This window comes from Agriterribacter sp. (genome assembly GCF_035445465.1).
Taxonomy (GTDB): Bacteria; Bacteroidota; Bacteroidia; order Chitinophagales; family Chitinophagaceae; genus Agriterribacter.
Genome location: NZ_DAOMQT010000003.1, coordinates 165459 through 189563 on the forward strand (window position 1 = coordinate 165459; position 24105 = coordinate 189563).

At 45.7% G+C, this 24105-nt stretch carries 10 protein-coding genes; all 10 read left to right on the plus strand.

What is annotated here, in order from left to right; translation table 11 throughout:
• The first annotated feature begins 37 nt into the window (after window positions 1–37).
• Window positions 38–1285, plus strand: coding sequence for a beta-galactosidase (locus PLE34_RS02920; RefSeq protein WP_324554046.1), 1248 nt, complete (start codon window positions 38–40; stop codon window positions 1283–1285).
• Between the two features lie 129 nt (window positions 1286–1414).
• Entirely contained in the window at window positions 1415–3304 is a 1890-nt protein-coding gene (locus tag PLE34_RS02925) for a glycoside hydrolase family 20 protein (protein ID WP_324554048.1), read from the plus strand.
• Window positions 3305–3642: 338 nt separating this feature from the next.
• Window positions 3643–6474 (plus strand): hypothetical protein, encoded by a 2832-nt coding sequence (locus tag PLE34_RS02930; RefSeq protein WP_324554051.1) that lies wholly within the window; start codon window positions 3643–3645, stop codon window positions 6472–6474.
• Window positions 6475–6480: 6 nt separating this feature from the next.
• The gene (locus PLE34_RS02935) at window positions 6481–7929 is read left to right on the plus strand and encodes an alpha-L-fucosidase (RefSeq protein ID WP_324554054.1); all 1449 of its coding nucleotides are present in this window, start codon (window positions 6481–6483) and stop codon (window positions 7927–7929) included.
• A 147-nt stretch (window positions 7930–8076) separates the two neighbouring features.
• Window positions 8077–9492, plus strand: coding sequence for a Gfo/Idh/MocA family protein (locus PLE34_RS02940; RefSeq protein WP_324554056.1), 1416 nt, complete (start codon window positions 8077–8079; stop codon window positions 9490–9492).
• Window positions 9493–10145: 653 nt separating this feature from the next.
• Entirely contained in the window at window positions 10146–12257 is a 2112-nt protein-coding gene (locus tag PLE34_RS02945; protein WP_324554058.1) for an ATP-binding protein, read from the plus strand.
• Window positions 12258–12379: 122 nt separating this feature from the next.
• Entirely contained in the window at window positions 12380–12934 is a 555-nt protein-coding gene (locus PLE34_RS02950) for a transposase (RefSeq protein ID WP_324554060.1), read from the plus strand.
• Window positions 12935–13318: 384 nt separating this feature from the next.
• Window positions 13319–18913, plus strand: a complete 5595-nt coding sequence (locus PLE34_RS02955) for a hypothetical protein (RefSeq protein ID WP_324554062.1) — start codon at window positions 13319–13321, stop codon at window positions 18911–18913.
• A 228-nt stretch (window positions 18914–19141) separates the two neighbouring features.
• Window positions 19142–23596, plus strand: a complete 4455-nt coding sequence (locus tag PLE34_RS02960; RefSeq protein WP_324554065.1) for a hypothetical protein — start codon at window positions 19142–19144, stop codon at window positions 23594–23596.
• A 60-nt stretch (window positions 23597–23656) separates the two neighbouring features.
• On the plus strand, window positions 23657–23902 hold the full coding sequence (locus PLE34_RS21830) for a serine O-acetyltransferase (protein ID WP_502875857.1): 246 nt from the start codon (window positions 23657–23659) through the stop codon (window positions 23900–23902).
• Window positions 23903–24105: the final 203 nt, after the last annotated feature.

A 24105-nucleotide genomic window follows, 5' to 3' on the forward strand; every position in this document is an offset into this window, starting at 1 on the left:
AACTTTCAGGAATAAGTTTCCATCCTAAATTATTCTGATGAACACATTATATACAAATTTATTGGCAGCAATATTAGCTGTAACATCCGGGGTTAGTGCTTTTGCGCAGGAAAAGCTGAAGGCGGATGGTGAATTCCCTGTTTTAGCCTGGGTGGGTGTTCCTGAGCGGGAAACGACCGTCGAACGTTTCCGGGAACTTAAAGCATCAGGCATTAATATCAACTTTTCATCGTATTCCGGCATAGAGGCTGTAGAAAAAGCGCTGGATATTGCACGGCAAACGGGTGTGAAACTGATGCCGTACTGCCCGGAACTAAAATCAGAGCCTGAGAAAACGGTGAAGCGGCTGATGAAACACCCGGCGCTTTTCGGTTATCATCTCAGAGACGAACCGAATGCTGTGGATTTTCCGGAACTGGCGATATGGATGAAAAGGATACAGGCGGTGGATAAGCAGCATCCCTGCTATATCAATCTCTTCCCCAACTATGCCGCTCTTTCCCAGTTGTTTGCTGAAGACTATGAATTAGAACCCGGAAAAGATATGTACGAAGAACATGTGGATGTGTTTTTAAAAGAAGTGCCCGTACCTTTTATTTCCTTCGATCATTATCCCATATCAGAAAAAAATGGGGTCAGAACACTTCGTTCTGATTGGTACAAAAACCTTGAAATCATTGCTGCCGCTGCAAAGAAGAGCGGGCTCCCGTTCTGGGCGTTTGCTTTATCTGTAGCGCATGGTTCCTATCCTGTAGCCACGGTAGGAGAGATCAAACTGCAGATGTACAGCAACCTGGCCTATGGCGCACAGGCGTTGCAGTATTTTACCTATTGGACGCCCGGTATTAATTCCAGTTGGGACTTCCATCATGCACCCATTGGGCTTGACGGCAAACGTACCGATGTATATGATCGCATAAAACTGATCAACAATGAAATACAAAACCTTGCCGGGGTGTTCCTCAATGCCAGGCTGGTTTCGGTAGCGCATACCGGCACACACATCCCTCCCGGAACAAGAAGAATGGATAAGCTTCCAGCCCCCTTTACAGTGCTGGAAACGGGCGATAACGGCGCGGTGGTATCTGTGTTGCAAAAAAAAGACCGCCGGTTCCTGGTCATCGTTAACCGCGATTTTCAAAATCCGATGAAGCTAACAGTTGTTGCCGGCGATATTGTAAAAAAGGTATTAAAAGACGGAACGATGGTTCCTGCCAACGTTTATACTAATACGTTAGCGGTTGATCCGGGAGATGTGATAATATATACCTGGGATGAGAAATAAGTGGGATCCGCTTTTAGGAGCAACGTCGTTAAAGCCGGAAGTGATACCGTAACCCGCAAATGAAACGAAAGAATATAATTTGCATCTTTGGTTCCGAATATATTTTAGAAGTCATTAGTTACACTCAATATGAAACAGCTATTTCAACTTACCTTTTTATTGCTGTTGTGCAATACAATGGTTGCCCAAAAAGTTACTTTAATAAAAAAAGGCAAGTCACCCTACAGCATTGTGATGCCTGCGAAGGCTACTCTGGTAGAGATCCAGGCAGCTAAAGTGCTGCAGGATTATTTGTTCAGGATCACGGGAGTAAGTTTACCGGTAGTTGCCGATAACGAAAAAAGCACTGCTTCCGAAATTTTGATTGGCAGGGTAAACAGACCTGAGCAGGATCAGATAGATTACAGTCAGTTGAAGCAGGACGGATTACTCATTAAAACAAGCGGAAATAAATTAATCTTAACAGGAGGCGATAAAAAAGGAGTGATATACAGTGTGTATACCTTCCTGGACAAATATTTGGGCTGCAGAAAATATACATCGGATTTTACGTATGTCCCTCAGCGAAAAAAGATAGTACTTCAGCCCATAAATGATATACAATTACCGGCTTTTCGTTTCAGGGAAACCTACTATAATGATGTGTACGATCCGGAGTTTATGGACTGGCATAAGCTGCACTCCTTTGAAGGCAGAGGCGGCGATAAAACGCAGTGGGGTTATTGGGTACACACATTTAACAGCCTGCTTGACCCCAGGGAATACGGGGAAAGCCATCCCGAATATTTTAGCTTTTATAATGGAAAAAGGCATGGCGCTTCTGTTCCATCCTGGGATGGGAGCAGCACTCAGCCTCAGTCGCAATTGTGTTTAACCAATCCGGACGTATTAGAAATTGTATGTAAAAACCTGCAAAAAGCCATTGATAAAAACCCGCAGGCGCTTTACTGGTCTGTTAGCCAAAACGACAACGTGAATTATTGCCGTTGCGATAACTGTGCTGCGCTGGATAAAAAACATGCTGCTTTTGCGCCCGAAGAGAAATTACTTTCTACCCATGGTGGAGAAAAATATCCTGCCCTGGGTATGGGGTCATTGTTAACTTTTGTAAATAAAGTAGCAGAGAGGTTCCCGGATAAAATTATTTCCACCCTGGCATATCAATACTCCCGTGTACCCCCAAAAGGTATCGTGCCGCGGAAGAATGTAAATATTATGCTGTGCAGTATTGAGAGCTCCCGCAACGATCCTATGGAAACAGGTGATAAGGCTTTTAGCGAAGATTTAATAGGCTGGGGAAAGCTTACGGATAACATCCTGGTATGGGATTATGTAATTCGTTTTTCACACCTGTTCGCTCCGTTTCCCAACCTGCGGGTATTACAGCCCAATATTCAATTTCTCAGGAACAATAATGTATCGGCATTATTTGAACAGGGTAATATCCAGTCTGGTGGCGATTTTGCGCCGTTAAGGGCCTATATGATCGCTAAAATGCTGTGGAACCCTGACCTTGATATTGAAAAAGAAAAAAATGAATTTATTGATGCTTATTACGGTCCCGCTGCTGCCGGTATAAAAGAATATATAAGGCTGCTGCACGATAATAACCAATCCGGAAAAGGCGTGAAGATGTCTATATTCGGCTCGCCGGTACAGGAAAAAGAAAGTTTTTTATCGGAAAAATTAATTGCGGAATACAACCGGATCTTTGACAGGGCCGAAAAGAAAGTGCAAAAGCATCCCGACTATTTTGTAAGAGTAAAATCTGCACGTTTACCGGTGTATTATGCGATGCTTGAGATAGCAAAAGAAGTTAAAACCGGGAACAGGGGAGCATTTGTTACGGGGGAAGATGGCAATTTGATCCCCAATCCAAAAATAGTAAACATACTATATGAGTTTGCGTATCACTGTGCACGCACTAAGGTAAGCAGAACGGCGGAATGGCATACCCCACCTAAGGAATATTTGGAAAAATACATTGCATTTTTGCATCAACCACCAGTTAATAAATAGCCTATTAATCCGTTGTATGTTTTGTTCTATCTTAAATAATATCTGCGACAGAATTATGTTTACAGAAATGAAAAAGCAGCAGCGGACTAAAGTTGAATATACAGTAGCACAAAGGACACATCAGGGAACCGACCGGAAAACGGGGGGTATTCGTTTTCCGGCGGCTTTTTTGGTTACTTTTTTTCCGCAAAAAAAGTAACATACAAACAAAATGTTAGCTAAATCATTTAAAAAATAGATTTAGCTCTCAAGTGATAGGAGGTTACAAATGCCTGTGTTTTACCCCTTCTTCTTTTTATTATAAAATCCACTAATCTTGTAACTAAAATAAGCATAGCGTGAAAAGAAACATTTTTAAAATGGTGTTAGCATTTGTTACAACGTACCAATGCATTGCCGTTACTGCGCAAAACGTTCGTGTTGACGCGCTTCCGCCCTATAATAAAACACAATTGCGCAGCAAAACCGACTGGCTGGTTTCCGGCGCCGCACAATCCGCTGCAGTATACAAAACACCCGAAGGTCATATGGCGCTGAGCAACGGGCTGATAACAAGAACTTTTACACTTGCGCCCAACGGGGCAACCATTGGATTGGATAACCTGGTTACCAATGAAGCCCTTGTCCGGGCGGTATCGCCCGAAGCCGTACTCTGGATAAACGGTCATGAAATAAAAGCGGGAGGATTAACGGGTCAGCCTATTGGCAACTACCTCTTACCCGAATGGATACCCGCAATGAAAGCCGATCCGTACAGTTTAAAGCTGGTATCATACGCTACATCTCCCATCAAAGCGCGTTTTGAATGGAACCGCCGCACGGAATGGTCGTCGCAGCAACTGCCCTGGCCGCCCAAAGGAATAGAAGTTGCCTTTACCTACAAAGCCGATGAAGCCATCATCCGCAATTTCCAGAACCTGAATGCGGGCGATGCCCAAAGAGCAGTATTACTGAAAGATGATTTTATTACATTGTCGCCTCAGTGGAATATTGTTACCGTAAATGCAGCGGCCAATGCATTTAATAATGAGGGTAAGGCCGGAGAAATAATGGCTCCGGCAAATGCCGTTGTATTTGGCGAACGGGCATTGCCTGCCGGTACCAAAGTGATCATATGCAGGCTGAATGCCGGCACGGACCAAAGCAGCGGGTATGGCCCTGGTATTGCGCTGCAGTTTGAAGGAGAGCATTCATCTAAATTCTATCTTTCACCCCGCAATAAAAGTTTTGGAATATTTCATGATGGCAAAAGCCAGAGTTTCGAAGGCTTTGACCCGGGCAAATCTTATTATTTGAAGGTCCTGCTGGCCACCGGCAAAATGATATACAGTATATCGGAAGATGGCAAAAGCTATACCTCCCTTGCTGAATTACCTGTTCAATCTACTCCTGCGCATATCCGTGTGGGTAAGACCGATCCCCGTGGTGGCAAAATGGTGCGCGGTGAAGCGGGGGCAACAGGGCGCAGTAAAATAGAGCAGGTAGTGTTGTTGGGTGCGCCGAAGGAAACGCAGGAGGATTTTGATTTCCTGAGCGGACTAACCGTAAAAGTGCATTACGAATTATATGATGGATTACCCCTGCTAAGCAAATGGGTAAGTGTGGGAAATAAGAGCGGGCAGGAAATTATAGTAAATAATATTAAAAGCGAGCACCTGGCGGTAACAGAGGCAGAAAGCGCCGTAGAGCACAAGCAACGCTGGGAACTGCCTCCTATATTTACAGAAAGTGATTTCGCCTTCGGTTCCATGTCGCCCAATGCAGCACAAAACGCCTGTGTAGAATGGCAAACCGATCCGTCTTACACCACGCAGGTAAACTATGCGTTGCAAACCCCTTCACTGCTGGTATGTATGCCCAAAACCGGGATGGGGCAGGAGCTGGCGCCCGGTGCATCTTTTGAAAGCATGCGGTTATGGGAGCTGGTGTACGACAGCTACGACAGGGAACGGAGAGGGCTAAGCGAAAGAAAGCTTTACCGCACCATCGCACCGTGGGTAACCGAAAATCCCATCATCATGCATGTAAGCAGCGCAGTGGATGAGCCGGTAAAAAAAGCAATTGATCAATGTGCGGAAGTGGGTTTTGAGATGGTGATCATGACTTTTGGTAGCGGGTTTAATATTGAAGATACTTCGCAACAGAACCTGCAGCGTATGAAAGCGCTGAAGGATTACGCGAAATCAAAAGGCGTGGCGCTTGGTGGTTATTCGTTGCTGGCCAGCCGTTCCATTAATGCAGCAAACGATGTGGTAATGCCCGGAGGCATGAAGCCTGCATTTGGCAGCTCACCCTGCTTAGAAAGTAAATGGGGTCAGGATTATTTCAAAAAGCTATACCGGTTTTATGAAACTACGGAACAGGACCTGCTGGAACATGACGGCTCTTATCCCGGTGATGTTTGCGCTTCCACAGATCATCCGGGTCACAGAGGTCTGGAAGATTCGCGCTGGAAACAGTTCAGGGAGATACAGGAATTTTACCGCTGGTGCAGGGGCAAAGGCATTTACCTGAACGTGCCCGACTGGTATTTTTTAAACGGCAGCACTAAAATAGCCATGGGCTATCGCGAAACGAACTGGTCGTTGCCACGCGAACTGCAGGAAATTATTGAACGTCAGAACATATATGATGGCACATGGGAAAAAGCGCCTTCTATGGGCTGGATGTTTGTGCCGCTGGTGCAATATCACGGTGGTGGCGCTGCGGCTACTATAGAACCACTCAAAGAACACCTGCCGCATTATGAGCAGCGTTTGGCCAATTTGTTTGGAGCGGGTGTGCAGGCCTGTTACCGCGGCCCGCAATTGTATGATGCGCCTCAAACCAAAACCCTGGTGAAAAAATGGGTTGATTTTTATAAGAAGCACCGGCGGATATTAGACGCTGATATTATTCACCTGCGCCGTCCCGACGGAAGGGATTATGATGCCATACTCCATGCCGATCCGCACGGCAAAGAAAAGGGCTTACTAATGGTATATAACCCGTTGAATGAGCCCATTACCCGGGAAATACAAGCAGACCTGTACTATACAGGATTAAAAAACCGGGCTACCATGAGTGAAAATGACGGGGCGGCTAAAAAAATAATGTTAAACGGCACAAAGCTGAACTTACGGGTAACCATACCTGCCAAAAGCCAGCAATGGTTTGTATTTATGCCATAAAAAGAAATGCCATTAAAAAAACTGTTTCGTTCGGAAGTTGACTGGTTCGTAAGGATACAAACCAGGCCATTCGAATCTGAATTAAAAATAACAATGATGAATAAAATAAAACCTTTTTTTCTTTTCCTCTTATTGGCCATAGGTGCCTGCACGCAAAAAAATGAACAGCCGGATGCCGTATTACCTTCAGCGCCACACGTGCAATGGGCAGAGGCGGAGATTGGCGCTATGTTTCATTTTGATGTAGTGAACTATGTGCCGGATTATAACTGGCGGAAATGGGGCACACATCCGCCGGCTTCTGTTTTCAATCCTTCTAAGTTAGATACCGATCAGTGGTTGCGCGCCGCTAAAGCAGCAGGTGCAAAATACGCGGTACTGGTTGCAAAGCATTGTTCGGGATTTAGCTTGTGGCCAACAGCAGCACATGAATACAGCGTTAAACATACGCCCTGGAGAGATGGCAAAGGAGATATTGTGGCTGATTTTATAAAATCGTGCGAAAAGTATGATATAAAACCCGGCATTTACGCCAGTGCGGCTGCAAATGGATACTGTTATGTTGATAATCCCGGCCTGGTTCAACCCGGAAGCCCGGTGGACCAGCAAACCTATAATAACGTGGTAGTGCAGCAACTCACCGAGTTGTGGAGCAACTATGGAAAATTATTTGAAATATGGTTCGATGGGGGTGTCTTACCGGTTAAGGATGGTGGACCCAACCTGGCTCCTTTGTTAAAGCAGTTACAACCCGATGCCGTTGTTTTCCAGGGTCCTGCAGATGCTAAAAATCTTATTCGCTGGATCGGCAATGAGGAAGGGTTGGCTCCCTATCCTAACTGGAGCAGAACCGATACTACAACTTCAGCCACAGGAACCGTTAAAAGCGATGACATGCAGGGTAACCCTGAAGGTGCAATATGGTGTCCGGGTGAAGCCGATTTTCCTTTGCGCACCGGCTGGCAGGGCGGCTGGTTCTGGAAAGCGGAAGGTCAGGAAATATTATCGGTTGATCAGCTGGTGAAAAACTATACTACCAGCGTGGGGCGCAATTCGAACATGCTGATCGGTATTGTGGTAGACACCAGCGGACTGGTGCCCGAAGAAGATATGCAGCGGTTAACAGCGTTTGGCAACGAAATCAAAAAACGTTTTTCGGAGCCGCTTGCTTCCGCAAAAGGAAATGGTGAAACGCTCGAATTGTCGCTTGGCAAAATACCTGTAGCCATCAACCATGTTGTTATTGCCGAAGACATCGAAAAAGGAGAACGTATCAGAAAATACAGCATTGAGGCATGGAAAGATAATCAATGGGTGCAAATAGCGGAAGGCAGTTCAGTAGGAAATAAGCGCATTCAGCAGTTCGATGAGGTAGTAACAGATAAAATCCGGATAAGTATAACCGCGGCATCTGCCGGGCCACGGATCAAAAATTTTTCTGCCTATAAAATATAAAGATTTGGAAGCCCTCTTCGCTTGCTTCACATCTGTCAATGATTTATCAGGAAATTTAAGCTGATGCTTTGTATATTGAGGATCATTTACATCTTCATAACTACAAACTACAAACTATAAACTATAAACTATAAACTGTAAATAGCTATGTCATCACGCAGGAAATTTATACAGTCGGCTGCACTGGCTTCCGCCGGTATGGCTGTTGGAAGTTTCAGCGCTACAGCAAAGAGCTATAGCCGGATCATTGGCGCCAATAAAAAAGTTAATCTTGCCTGCATTGGTATTGGTAACCGGGGCGGCGAGATCCTTAATGCCCTGCATGGTACTGGTTTGGCCAATATTGTAGCGCTTTGCGATATTGATATGGGCGCGCCGCATACACAAAAGAGTATTGATAAATTTCCTGGCGCCAAAAGGTTCCAGGACTTCCGTGAAATGCTGGATAAAATGGGTAATGAGATAGAAGCTGTTTCTGTTGGCGTGCCCGACTTCTCCCATTTCCCGATCACCATGATGGCCATGGGGCTGGGCAAGCACGTGTATGTTGAAAAACCTATGGCCCGCACTTTTTATGAAATAGAGCTGATGATGGCGGCCGCGAAAAAATACAATAAAGTGGTAACGCAGATGGGAAACCAGGGACATTCGGAAGCCAATTATTTTCAGTTTAAAGCCTGGAAGGATGCCGGCATCATAAAAGATGTTACAGCGATTACTGCACATATGAATGCATCGCGCCGCTGGCACGGATGGGATACTTCAATCAAAAAATTTCCTGCTGCGGAAGCTGTTCCCGCCACATTAGACTGGAACAACTGGCTGGCTGCAGCACAGTACCACGATTATAATCATGATTATCACCTGGGGCAATGGCGTTGCTGGTACGATTTTGGGATGGGCGCCCTCGGCGACTGGGGCGCGCATATTTTAGACACCGCGCATGAGTTTTTAGAATTGGGTCTGCCCTATGAAATTACGGCGCTCAAAGCGGAAGGGCACAATGAATTTTTCTATCCTATGTCTACCACATTGCTGTTTAGATTTCCGCAGCGCAAAAAAATGCCGGCGGTTGATATTACCTGGTATGATGGTATAAATAATATTCCTCCTGTACCCGAAGGATATGGCGTATCTGAACTGGATCCCGATATCCCACCGGCAGGCAATGGTAAAATTCAGCCGGTCAAGCTCAATCCGGGTAAAATTATATACAGTAAAGAACTGACCTTTAAAGGCGGTACACATGGCAGCACCTTATCCATTATTCCCGAAGACAAAGCAAAGGCAATGTCATCCAAACTACCCGAAGTGCCTAAAAGTTCTTCAAACCATTTTGCCAACTTTTTGCTTGCCTGCAGCGGGTCAGAAAAAACGCGTTCCCCCTTTGAAATTGCGGGACCGCTCAGCCAGGTGTTTTCATTAGGCGTAATGGCGCAGCGGCTTAATACGCAAATATTATTTAACAGGGAAACCAAACGTATCACGAACAACCGGTTTGCCGATGCCATGCTAACGGGAACACCTCCGCGCAAAGGCTGGGAGCAGTATTATAAGTTGTAGAGTGGAATGCAACCGCCCCGGTTCGTGTCTCGCGAACCGGAAGTTTGAAGCTGGTAAGTGGGGACACTTACCAAGGCGATCGCCCCGGCACGTGTCTCCACGTGCCGGAAAGGTGAGACTGGACTGCGCTTTCCTCCTCTAAAGCATTTTAAGTTGACGGCTATGGTATCTCACGAACAGGAATCCTTATTGATCTTTGGATCGGGGTTTATTAGATGAACTAAAAATTTAAAGGCATGTTACACAGGGGGAGGCGGTGGCCGGAAAAACGGCCGGAGGCGTTCGTTTTTCCTTTATTTTTTTGTGTTTCTTCCGCCGGGCCGGATGAGTATTCCGCCGGTTTTATTGGCTCCCAATACTGGTACAGCCTGTTCGGAGTATATCCGTGAGTTGTCTGTTATCCCTTTCGTGATATCTTTCAGGAAGGAAAAACTGCGTTATCAATAATGCTATGTTTTTGCTGCGCAACCGGCATCCCGGAACAAATTACATGCAGAAGGGATATTATAAACAGTTGTTTCATTCTTAAAAATATTATCGTGCGAAGAAGTGGTATTTTAGCGTACTATGCCGCGTGTTACATACGTTAGGAAAGCAAAAAACGTTTGCAGGTATAACGTCAAACATAAAACGCAGGTTGAAAAATGATTATCATGAAGCGTGAGAAAAAAATGCGGCTTACTGTATTATCGGTATTTGCGGCGGTTATTCTTTTCTCTGCGGCCTGCCGCGATCATCAGGAAGCAGGAAACCGGGAGGTATTCGAAAATTTTAAATTCAGGAAGATCCAGCAGTATATTGAAGACAGCGTGCTTTATTTCAGAGCGGTTGATTCCATATATGCCGACCTGCCTTATCCGGAACGGATGTATGAAACCTATAGTGTAAAAAGAGGGTACTACTATACGCAAAAAAGGGATTATGCCAGGGCTTTAATGTATTCAGACAGCATGCTTATGATTGTTAAGCAGCTCAAACGTGAAAAAGGGTACCTGCACTGGTATTCCACGGCGTTATCGTATAAGGCCGATGACCTGCACGCCCTTAAGCGCTACGATGAGGCGTTTGGTTTTTATTTCCTGGCACGGGAAGCCATTTTAAAAACAGGCGATATATGCCAGCGTACCAATTCCACTACCAGCCTGGGCAAAATTGCATACAAGCGTAAACGTTATGATGAGGCAGCCATGTTCTTTAAAGAGGCTTATATACAACGATCTGATTGTAACCGTAACAGCGATCCCAACAAAGAACACACACTTTTTGCCAACCAGCAGGCAGACCTCGACAATGTTGGCATATGCTACAGCAGGCTGAATATGCACGACAGCGCCATATATTATTTCGACAGCGCGCTGCGCTATATCCAATATAACGCACACAAGGCATTCCGGTATAATGCTCAAAATCAAAAGATCCTTGATACTGTTCTTATTGAGGCGGCCACAGCAGTTATTTATGGCAACCTTGCAAAGGATTTAATGGAAACGGGGAACGATTCCGCTGCCGAACGCTTACTGAAAGAGAGCATTCGCATCAATAGCTTGCCCCGCCGCGCGGTTGAAGATGTGCCCTGGTCGCTTGCCAAGCTGGCCGACCTGTATATCCGGCAAAAGCGGCTGCATGAGGCCGAAGCCGCATTGCTTGCCCTGAAAAGGGGGCTGGATAGTTTTCCCAACCCTGAAATCATGGGAAAATGGAACCTGATGCAATCGCGGGTATCTGAAGAAAATAATGATTTCCGTAAAGCAAACAGCTATCTCACCCGCTATATGAAAATCAGCGATTCTATAGAAATCGCGGAAAGAGGCGTGCTGTCTCCGGATATCAATAAAGAATTGAACTATTTAAAAAACGAGTATGAGCTGGATGCTTTGCAAAAAGAAGATGATCTCAAAACCATATATCTTATTGTTACGGCAATAGGCGCAGCCATGGCTGTGCTGGTAATGCTGCTCATCTGGCGGAATAATCGCCAGTCGAAAAAACATATCGCAGTGCTTGCTAAGCTCAACACGAAGATATCCAACAAGAATGCTCATTTGGAAAAAGCATTTTCTGCATTGGAAAACAGCCATGCCGAAAACAGCAGGATGATGAAGGTGGTGGCCCACGATTTGCGCAATCCCGTTGGTGGTATAGCAGGCATGAGTGATTTTTTGCTGAAAGATGATAATTACCTGCCCGGTCAGCGCAAAATGCTGGAAATGATCAGCAAAGCAGGTCACCATGCTGTTCAACTTATAGAGGAGCTTTTGCATACCGGTCAGCGGCGGAACGATGTTAATAAAATGCCCGTGGATTTGGCCGTACTGGTTTCTTATTGTGTGGAGATGCTTGCATCCAAAGCAGCGGAGAAAAATCAAATCATGAAATTACAAACCGTGCCCTGCGTTGTACAGGCGGACCGGGAGAAGCTCTGGCGCGTTTTTAGTAACCTGATCGGGAATGCGATAAAGTTTGGCCCCGAAAATGCCGGTATTGATATTGATTTCACCATTAATAATGCTGTTGTAACCGTGGCGGTAAAAGACAGGGGTATTGGCATCCCGGAAAACCTGAAAGAAAAAATATTTCAGATGACAGCCGATTCTAAAAGGCAGGGCACTTCTGGGGAACCTTCGTATGGATTGGGACTTGCTATATGCAGGCAAATTATGGATGCGCACGAAGGCAAATTGTGGTTTGAGAACCGCAAGGGTGGGGGCACTGTTTTTTATGTTTCTTTTTCCTGTGCAGCTTTACCTGTCTCCCCTCAGGCATGATTGCTTTAATTAGAGAACCGGAAGTTGGAAACTTCAACCGCCCCGGTTCGTGTCTCACGAACCGGAAATTGGGATTCTTCTTCGTTCGTATATTCATAATCTGAAATGTAATACATTCGTTAATGTATTATTTTGAAGAACACCGTAAGTCCTATATGGAAATAGGAAAGATATATTTCTGGACAGCTACCATTAATAACTGGCATAAGCTATTATCCGGTGATGTACCAAAGCAAATAATCACCGGTTCGCTCTCCACCTTATCAGCAAGAGGAAAAATTACAGTATATGCATTTGTGATCATGCCCAACCATATCCACCTTATCTGGCAAATGAATGGATTGAATGGAAAAGAAACCGCCCAGGGATCTTTTTTAAAATTTACCGCTCATGCGTTTAAAAATCATCTTATCCATAATGATCCATTGTTTCTGCCCTCCTTTTCAGTAAAGGCAGCTAACAAAAATTATGAATTCTGGCAGCGGAATCCATTGGCGTTTGAACTCACACAAAAGAAAACTGTTATGCAAAAACTGCAATACATTCACGATAATCCTTTGGCAGAACACTGGCAATTAACAGACGACCCGGTTAAATACCACTATTCATCAGCGAAATATTATGAAACGGGCATTGATGATTTTGGGTTTTTGAATGATATCACAGCTATATTTTAAGAAATGAATGAAGCTGGTTCGTGAGACACGAACCAGGGCTGAGGTATTAATAAAATATATCAATGTTTTTTTACAGCCGTCAGCAGCCTTAGCTTCTCCACCAGTTCAACCACATTGCAACCGCCCTGATTCGTTTCTATGAACCGGAAGTTGGGAAACAATTTGTTAACCATGCAATAATTTATCAACATTGCTTTGATTACTCATTTCTATTTTTTAATATTACTGTTCCTCCCTGAGTAAGATCCTATGTACCGCCTCCTCCGTTCCTTCTTTAAAATTCAACTTCCGTTAAAATTTTAGTAAAGACAAATACTGCCGGCTTTTGGCGTATGGCGCAGCCATTTGTCTGAGCGCATTCTTTTATTGAATAAATCTTTTTAGATGACACAAGCGCAATTAGCCACTATGCTGGAAAGCATAACGGGCCATCTTACCGTTACGGGTCAGGACCAGGAAAGACAATTACAGCAGGCGAGGGAAAGGATTGCGGCTTCGCTGGTCAGTCAGAAAATGGAAGATACGGGAACTGAACACCTTTTCGCCAATTCCAACCTGTATAGCCGCGACAATATTAAAGTTTCCGCACTCAGCAGTATTGCCGATATAAGCACAAGGGTTGCACGTACTACTGCGCCTGTGGAAGCAATGCAGGGCGAAAGCATTTTTGTACGCAGTGTACCCATATTAAATGCCGCAGTGGCCGGCAGTGTACCCGACTGGGCCGCAGGAGCCAAACCCGCCGAAACCTTTGGTCCCTTTTTAAATAATGAAGGACGCGAAATATGGATAGACATTTACCGCTATGAAAAATTAATTACCCTGTATATCGGCACACAGCCGGCATTGTTATTTAAGGCTTCTTTCCGGCAGGGAAGGATACTGTTTCCGGGTGGTTTGCCGGCAGAGCTTGCTACAACCTATACAATAGTAGCAGGCAGTTGCTGGATAAGTGCGAAATTCCTTTCTGCTGCAGCCCCCGGAGACCGGTTTGTTGGCGTGGCAGTAAAAGGAGGCAGTATACAATTAAGCCTTGCACCCACTATTCAGAATAACCAGATCACATTAAACCCAGCAGTTAATATACAGGTGTCGCTCAAACTGGCACAGCATACAGATGAAGGTGCGGCAGAAACCTCGCCTTACGGAAGGGATGCAAGAGAAGCCACTTATCAGTTACCGGAAATATGGGAATTTTCGTGGCAGAACAATAAATGCACTATTACTCAAGTTGGTCCGGCAACAGGTGAAATATACGGACAGGCTGTGGCATTCGGCTTCACACCGGCTTCCAGTGTAACGCCTGCATATAATAACAACCAGGTGTTGATACCATGGAAAACGGATGTAAATGAATTTTCTATCTTTAAATATAAAAGTCCGTGGACCGGTATCTCAGGCAAGGCGCTCATACAAAAATCATGGTGGGCTTTCCCTGCCGCAACATTAAATATTAACAATCCTGTGCAGGCAACGGGCAACGGTGTTGCATTGTTACAATGTGGTGAAGGCTGGCGCATGACATGGAACGGATTGCAAAATGAAGACGTAAGATTGAAGCAACCTGTAATATCAGGTAAGCCCGGTGAGATTGTTATCACCGATATGGAAGCCGATGCGCTCGGCGCTTCACATCACCTGGAGCTATGGAAAGATGACCTGAATCCGCACGGTACCACCGCGGATATAGTGTTGTTAGAAAAGGCGCCTTTGATTTTTATTATAAATAGTAAAAACGCGCAGGAACTGTTAATTACAGGCTGTGCCGCTACTATTTATACCGACCGCCCGGTTAAGGTAAACGGAGAACCTTTTCCTGTTCAGTCGTCTTCCTGTCATATGATGCTGAGCGCAGGAAAAACCGGCAGAAGGATAATGCTGATGGAAGAAGATATGCAGGCAGACCAGGCTGCTTCCGCTAATGCCGTAAACATTCCGGGTGCTGCTCCCGCACAGGAATTAAATCTTTTCTCCATTGCGCTGGAAAACGCGTTATTCACCGTTTCACCGGTAAAATCGTTTATCCTTATTGGTGAGTGCGATGACGCTATGGAAAATGTGATCCGGGGAAATTGCATATTCATCTTCTCATTGTATAGTTATTTGCCTACGCTGCCTGATCCTTATATTGCTAACCTGGGACTATGGCGAAGGGGTGTTTATTCCGAAAGATACAACCGTATTGCCGGTGCAAACGGGATAAACAGCCTGCTGATTTGTGTGGTAAGTTTTATAGAAGCGGAAGACCAAACCGATGAGGTAAGCGTTGATTTTTATTTTGGCGGAAATGAGCTTCCCGATCTGCTCACATTACCGGAAAAGAAGACTGCCGCCAAAACAGCAAAAAAAACTACCGCTGCCGTAAGATCAGCAACAGCCCTTTCCCGCAAGCCCTCCGGAGTGGTAGCCACTGCCGTAAAAAAGCCGTTATTTGGCAGTATCGCTACCGCGGTAAGGTTAACGGCTGAAAGCTTTGCGCCGGAGATTGTTGCCGAAAGATTTCCCGGCGTCATCCTGAAGGAAGAGCCTTCAATGAATACAGACCTGCTGGCCGGGTTTAAAAATGCCAATGGCGCTGTTTACAGTCCGGAAGAGTTATTTAAAATGAAGAAAGATGTTGAAGATGTATGGGACAGTGGTTTACAGTTGCAGCGGGAATTCTTTTCGCTATTAGATGTGAGTAGTAATGCTAACCAACTGGGCGTGAGCTTTGGTGCAGACTGGCAGCTTATAAGAACCGGCAGTGTAAGGGGGGCAGATGGTGAAGTGCACAGTGTAGATTATAATGCAAACACCTGGAATAATGCATTCCCGTTTTTGGTGGAAGGCATGCAGGTGAAATTACCGGCAAACAGGGTACGGGCATTTACATTGCCGCTGATGGCGTGGGAACCCGAAATAAATTTAACGCCGCCCGACAGGGACAATCCCCTTGATCCCAATTCCCCCAAGCTCTTAATGGATCCCGAAGCGGGTTTTTTATATTATGCCGATGATGGCGGCCCGGCCCGTATGTGGAACAATAACCAGGCTCCGGTTCCACTGGCGCCCATACCGGTAACCAACGGACTGGTTGAAGATTTTAAATCGCAGCCCGGTAATTATACGCTTGCTACTTTTACACTGCCTTTCGGAATGAAAGCTATCAGCTATATTTCAAAACATTTTGTTGAGCCGCAGAAACCGGCGATTGAAAATATACGTCCGAAGTTCAGGAAGAATGAAGAAGATAATACCTATAAGCTTGAAGGCGGCATTCAGATAAGCCTGCAGGCCGGAAGATTTGGCAAGCCCAATCCTGCCAATCCAACAGAATATGATAGTGATATGTTTCCCGGCTATACGGTGCAGGCCAATAACCTGCTGAACTGGTTTGGAATGGCATCTTATGCCAGTAATTTGGGTCATCGTGTAACGGAGATTTTCAACAATGAATTTCTATTTGGTCCGCTCAGCCTTTCCTCGTTGCTGAAAGATTCGCGTGGCGTGCCGGTATCGCGTATGGATATTACCGGTTACGGCGCCAGCATGTTCAGCAACTGGTTAAGTCCGGGCGCTGCTATGGCGCAAACCAGCCAGGCCAGGTTCGACGTAATGCTCGGGCGAACAGGGCATGAAGTGATCCAGGTAAAAAGTATTATTTATCCCTGGGGTATCCGGGTGGTAAGAACCATTACCGTTTTCCGCACAGGCTCCGGCTATGTATTCAGAACAGATAGCGGATGGAAAGCAGAAAGCGACGGGCTTTTTGATTTTTCCTACAGCTATCTTAAAAAGGGAAAAGATCCTTTTGCAAAATTAACCCTGGCCGATTTTGAAAACATTGAAGCGCCCTACGAGTTCCATCCCGGTATCATCAGGGGACTGTTTAATGTGCGTAATATCAAAGACGCACCTTCTGTAACGGAGTATACATCAGAAAATATTATAGCACCCAATGCAGACTATGTAAATGGGGTAAAAGGCCAGATGTATACCAATGGCGCCACACAGCGTAATGAGCCGGTTAAATGCGGTGGCGTATATTTTGATGCCGACGTGGAAATAGAAAATGTAGTGCAGGGTCATATAAATAAAAGAGTGGTATCCAAAAGGGTGCTGGGATATGTGCAGGTGGCGCCCGCGGGGAAACCTTTAACGGCAGAGCAACTGAAAGCGCTGCTGCAACTGCAGAACGGCAGTATAGGCGGTGAAGTGGATTGTGTGTTAGACATCAACAAAAGTAACCAGCAGGTCCGCGTTAACCGGTTTGATCTAAGCGCCTCTATTAATAAGGCAGGTACCATACCCGTTTTTGTAGTAGCGGCAAGAGGAAATGTTTTTTTACCCAAAGACGGCAGTTGGGCTATGGTGCAGCACAATGCGGGTACAGGCGAAGTGATACCGCTTCCGCAGGATGTAACGGTTCCGCTTATACGCACTGCTGCATGGAAAAAAGGAAATGTAGTGGATGCCGCCACATTACAGCAAAAGCTCGTTCGCATTGCTCATCCTTTGGAAATTCTTCGTGATCCTTCCGCCGATACCATCAACTTCGGCTACCTGCAAACAACGGCCACGCAAAAAGCATTGTTTCTTACGCCGGCGTATGGACTGAACGTTGATAAAATGCTCAGTAAAACGCCGCCCATTTTTGCAGATGCCTACCGGCTGATGACGGGTAACGGCATATTTCCCAATATTGGTAACGCCATTACAGATTTTGGCAAAACGATCCCTTTGCTCAACAGCAAAGACGCCAATGGAAATACCTTCCAGGCTTTTGTGGAAAACGCTTTGGAAGACGGAGGTGAAAAAGTGCTGGAGCTCATGAAAGTGGAAGCGGAAAAAGCCGGCGAAGCAGTCATTAAGCAGGGTATGAGCATGTTAAAGAACGGCGCCAACGGCGTATTGGATAAAGCATTAAAGTTTGATGTACCGTCTTTTGAAATTCCGCTTGTAGACACAGAAGCATTGCGGATTTACATCGAATACAAAACCGGTAAAAAAACCGATGCGCCTGCGAATTATGTAGACAGCAAGTTAAATTTCGATGTAGATTCCTTTGCAGGCGATATGGCCGACCAGTGGAAGAGCCGGATGAATAACCTGGCAATGGTGGTAGACCTGGGCGACATGAAACGGCTGATGACCATTAAAGGCAATTTTGATGCGCAGAAAGGAAAAGAGAGCAGTTATGAAGGTGGCAGCAGTCCAACAGAAGGCATACCCACGCCTGAAATTGAATTCAGCGATGCGCTGCAGCCTGTAATTGATATTTTGCAGATGCTTGCTTCCTTAAGTTCGGGCGATTACGGAGAGGCGCTAAAAAAGGGCTTAAAGTTAGCCATGAGCAACAGCGGTGAAATATGGGAATATAAATTTGAAGCTACCAAAGAGATCGCCCTTATCCGTTTTCCGCCAACCGATGAGTTATACAACAGCGCACAAACACCGCTCAAGCTGGAAGCCTCACTCTCCGTTGGCGTATATTTTAACGCTGCGCTTAAAGTAACAAGCGACCCGTCTCAGTTACTCCCAACAGCAGGCGCTTTCCTGCAGTTTCATGGTGGTTTGCAGATAATGTGCTACTCCGTTGGCGTTGGTTCCATATATGCTATTGGCGCGGTAGATGTAAAAATTGCGGCAGATACAAAGGTAGGTCCGAGTCTCACTTTAAAATTCGGATTTGGGGTATCCATAGTTGTTAGTTTACCTGTAGTAGGTAACGCCAGTGTAACTTTTATGGTAGGCGTAGAAATGTATGCCGATAAAGATAAAGTGGTGCTTGCCGCATTGATGCTGTTCCGCGGGCAGGCCAATCTTTTGGGCGGGCTGGTATGTGTTTGCATTACCATCGAAGCAAAAGGAATTGTAGTGCGGCAGGGTGGTAAAACAGACTGCAGTGCCCAGGTAACGTTCGCTATTGACATCAGCATTTTCCTGGTCATTGATATCAGCTTCTCTAAAACATGGGGTGAGGACAGGCAGGTAGCGTAGGGCTGTGAGCTGGCGGCTATCAGTGGTCAGCTATCAGCCGTTAGCGGGAAGGCCATATGAAATGTGAATAGTGAATGGGCAATGGTGAGAAGTGAAACCTTGAACCCTGTAACCCTGTAACCTTGAACCCTGCAACTTGTAACCCTGTAACCCTGTAACCCTGGAACCTGCAACTTGTAACCTGTAACCTGAAACTTGCAACTCTCTATAATTGATTAATACAACATTATGGAAGCGAAAAGAAGATATACTACGATGGTTTTTCCGCAAGGTTATGACGGAACAACTTTACATCTCAATATCGTTGTTATACCACGCAACCAGGATCCGTTTGCGAACTACCCAACCGGGTTGCCGGCGCCTGATAATACCGCAATTCCTTTTGCAGACTTAGTTCCCCAGTTTGAATTAAAAGTGGTAAAGGGGTTGGATGAATGGCCCATTGGCAATGCGCTGGCATTAACACGTAAACCTGTGGATGTGCCTGTGAATGTGGATGAGGCCACCAACAAAAATGCCTTGCTACAGGCCATCGCGGCTGAATTAGGTGCTAAAATAAATATTACTGCTTCCGATAAAACGCCGGATATATTAGCGGACTCGCCAACAGTAAATAAGTACCTGCCCGAAAGTTACCGGGGTGCTTTTAATTTCACCTCCCCGCGGGTACCGAATGCCAAAACAGATGACAGCTATCATTGTGCCATAAAAAAGGATACGCCGCTCGTTTCCACCTGGAAGAACAACGACGACTTGAGCTGGGGCCAGGTATTCGCTTATATATTGCGGCAACCTTTGCTTGCCCGGGCCTGCGGTATGGTATATAAAACTGAAATTGCTGTTGAGGGCGACAATGCGGCTTTATTCGAAAAAGGCTGTTATATCTATGCCGACATCGTTAATGAAGATTACAAAAGCATACAGGAGAAATTGATGGTGGAGGCAGACGGACCATTTATAAAACCTTATGCAGCCCGCATTCCCAAATTAAAAACCGGCGCTGCAAATAAACGCCCGGTTTTTGCACCTCTGCTCTTTCCTGTTTTATTTGTAAAAACCGGCGAAGTGGTAGACCCGGAACCACCGGCAGCGCCGTGGGACAAAATTTTTGCCGAACTGAATGAATACAACGACGGCTTCGCTAAAATTGTACATGCTGCTCAGCCGGTAAGCAGCATACTCCTCAGTGAAAGGCAGGACGGAAGCCATCCCGTAAAAGATGAAGGAATACGCCTGGCCTGGGACGATGAGCAGATCTTAATATGGTATATGCGGCAGTTGGAAGGATATCCCACCAAAACCGGGCCGAGGGTTGACGCACCGCTGGGCGTATTTGGTTACCGCATTGATGTAAAAGAAGATGCTTTGGGTGCAGACTGGAGCAGTTTGAATTTAGTAAGATGTAAACAAACCTATTCCCTGGGAGCTGCCAGCCTCGGCAATGGCCCCAATGAAGCGCTGGAATTGCCCTTCCAGGTTTTTCCCACCCAGTTAGACAATGATACAAAAGCACCCTACTGGCTACCGATGTATTTTACCAGTTGGATCGGCAAAAGTGTGGTGTTGAAAGACAGTGACGCAGTGAACATTCATCAGAGTGATGAAGCGCGGTTAAATCCTTTGGATCCCACACCCACCAAGGCCGTTGACCCCAGTAATATGTTCGATGAAGTGCCGGCGGCTACGCTATTGCGTTATGGCAACCGTTACCAGTTCCGTGTTCGCATGATGGATATTAGTGGAGGCGGCCCTGTGATTGCTGAAGAAGTATACAATAATGCCGCTGCGCCAACATCAGAATGGAGCTTTAAGCGGTATGTGGCGCCATCATTATGCCGTATTGAAAAATCTAAAGACCTCAAAGAAGCCAAAGCCGATTTTTTTAACGAGATCATAGCCGATGATCAAACTTCTTCCTTTAACGGCAATCCCGTGCTTTCTATCCAAAGGCCGCTGCTCACTTATCCCGCGGTTGTTTTTACAGGCAAATACCAAGCGCTGGGTGCAGATCCTGTACAGCTATTGATACAGTCGGCACAGGATCAGAAGCAGGGTGGTACGGTAGCGAATCCCAAAAATATTGTTCCTGCCATAGCCGACCCGGATGTGGCTGAGGTGGAAATAAAAGTAGAAGTGGAAACGCTGCGGCTCGACAACCTGGCTAGCGAAAGTGGTAATGAAAATTATATTACCCTGTATACCACTTCAAGAAATTTTCCTGCCGTAAATGCAGCGGCAGATATGGAAGAAACCCTGTCACTTAACGTTATATTTCATGATGCGCCCACACTCAACCTGGGCAGCAGCGATGATCCTTTTAATACACCCGAACTGAATAAAGCGGCGATCAATGCCATGGCAGGTATTCCATTACCCACCGCAAGAAAGATCAGGATGACCATTCGTGCCGTTTGCGAAGGCGATGACAGCGGTTATTATGGTTTTATTAATGAAGGGAACCCGGATCGCGACAGCCGGTATGGCAAAAAAACACAGCTCTGGTTTTATAAGGAACTGATCAATGAAGATGCGTCGTTATTGCTGCCTAAAGCCAATGTTCCCGCGTTACAGGGGCTATACCTGCAGCCGGACCCTGAATTTATTCGTAAGGGCATAGTTAATCAATTCTTTTTCTTTAATGCCGAAACCAGCAACCGTCCCGATATTATGCAACGCCTTGCGCAGCAACTGGGCGTAAAGGTAAACGGACTTACCCTGGTTGCAGAAAAAGGGGAAAGGATCGTTTTTGGATGCAATAATAAAATACGGCATCACCTGGCGCCGGATGGCAGCAGCATTACCTTTTCTACCAAAGCCGACCTCTGTAATCACTGGATCGGCTGCCTGGTATATCGCCTCAACCGCGACTGGAGCTGGGATGCCCTGCAGGATACGGCATTTATCATTGGGCGGCAAAAAAAATTCAGCCGCGATGATGCAGGTGAAATGGAAACACTCAGCAATATCGGTGATATTGAATTGAAGCATTCCGCATCATTCGAATCCCTGCAGCCGGATCCATTCGGTAATATCAACAGGAGCAGCACCACTATTATTTTTATTGATGCCATTGAACCCAAAGCTGCTTTACTTCGTCCCAACGGGCAGCTTCGTTTTCCCGACAAAATAGAAGTGCAGTATACCATTACGGCAAAGTTTAAAGCAGGTCACGGCGAAGATCAAACCCAGCAGCCGGATCAATTAACATTACCGGCTACGGTTATTCCTGCCCAGGTGCCCAAAATTGCCAGCGTTGGTTTGGCATTTTCTCCTTATCGTAAAAATGAAAAATACAGTGCTACGGAAGCAAGGCAAAAGTATTTGTGGGTAGAGCTGGAAGAACCTGTTCAAGATCCTGCCGATACTCTATTTTGCCGTGTATTGCATTATGCGCCCGATCAGTTGATCGGGAACAATAAGCAGTTCGGTGAACTGGTGCAGGCCACAACCGAAGATCCGCCTTTGCCCATTGATCCGGAATATATACGGATGATCACGCCGGGTCAAACAGACGATATGGCCGGGTTGGGCGCCATGCAGGCAATGGAAAAAGCCGGCGATGACGATGATATCCATTATTTACTGCCGCTTCCCCCGGGGTTACATCCCGAGAGCCCTGAGCTGTTTGGCTTTTTTACATATGAATTCCGTATTGGTCACGGGCATTGGAGCAATGGTGAAGCAGGAAAAGAAAACCTGTGGAGCACTGCCCAGGGAAGGTTTGGAAGGCCATTGGTGATTGCCGGTATGCAGCATCCTGCACCAACGCTGTTGTGTAACGTAAACCGGGATATTGATAAAGTATATGTAAACGCGCCCTATGGGAAAGCGGTATGGAAAGGAAAGAATGTAACCAATGATCCGCCGCGTACGCAACTGCATTGTGTATTGTATGCGCAGGTAAAGCAGGCCGATGGTGTAACATACCGCAATATTCTTTTGGATGAAAAGCTGATGACACTGGTAAAGCCTCAGCAACCGGAAGTGCAGGCGCCTGCCGGTACAGGATTGTTTAATAATGCTGTTCTTTCTGAAATAGTGCATACATCCGCTATATGGATGGTGGACAAGACAGATGAGGCCGCGCGGGCAAATGTTGTTTTGAGTAACCTTACACTGATGAATGAAGTGAGCCGTTTGGAAATAGATAAAGTGTATGAAGCAAGATTAAACAAAGCCATGCGCGATTATAAAGCAGGTAAAACCGTAAAGATAGACAGGGCAATGGCCACAAACATCCTGCATGCTTTTGAAAATCTGAAAGATGCGGGCAAAGCAGCACCGGCGCCCAAAGCTGCGAAATTTACGGAAGCAAGCCTGCTGGCAGGCGCTGTTAAAGCGATATACAAAGACCAGCCCAAAGCGGCCACTGCTATGTGGACGAATAAAGAGATCGCTGTGCTGTTAAAACAATTAGGTCTACCTGAAGATGCTCCGTTGAGTGTACTTGTGGTGGAAGTGTTTGGCAATATTACCAACGTATTCGATCATTTTTTACCATTGCCGGATGAAAGGCTGGCAGCTTTATCTTCGCAAAGGTCAACAAAGGATATAGCAGCCATGCTGCTGGATCGCAGAAACAGAAGCAGCCGGGCATTGGGAGATGAGTTGGGCAATTACCGCATCTTACGCACCTCACCGCTTACAGAAGTGCCTTTTGTATGCTGCCCAACCTGCGGTTAAACCTGTTCGGTTTGCAGCGCTCACTTAAAATTCCGGTATTACCAAGATGGATTTCGGAATATGCACATAGTTATAACCGGTATTGATATTAACCCTGGCGCCGAAATAGGATCAGTTTTTTTCATAGATCATGGTACAGGTGTTGTGATAGGCGAAACCTGTGTGATTGGTAACAACGTAAAAATATACCAGGGTGTAACCCTTGGTGCATTGAATGTTTCAAAAAATACAGGCATACATCAAACGGCATCCTGCCATATCAGAAATATACCGCCATATATGAATGTGGAGGGTTATCATATTTAATCCTTTCTGCCGGTTAAATTAAAGTGAGTAAACCTTTGGAGCGCAATCGTGGATATATTAGTGGAAACAGTGTGGGTGGAGAATTCTACCAGCAACATTAAATACAGTGCAAAATCTGATCATGTGTATTGATAAAGAAGAAACATTGGATCAACAAATGCTATATGCTCTCATAGCTAATAGTTTAAGTTTTAAAAAACAAA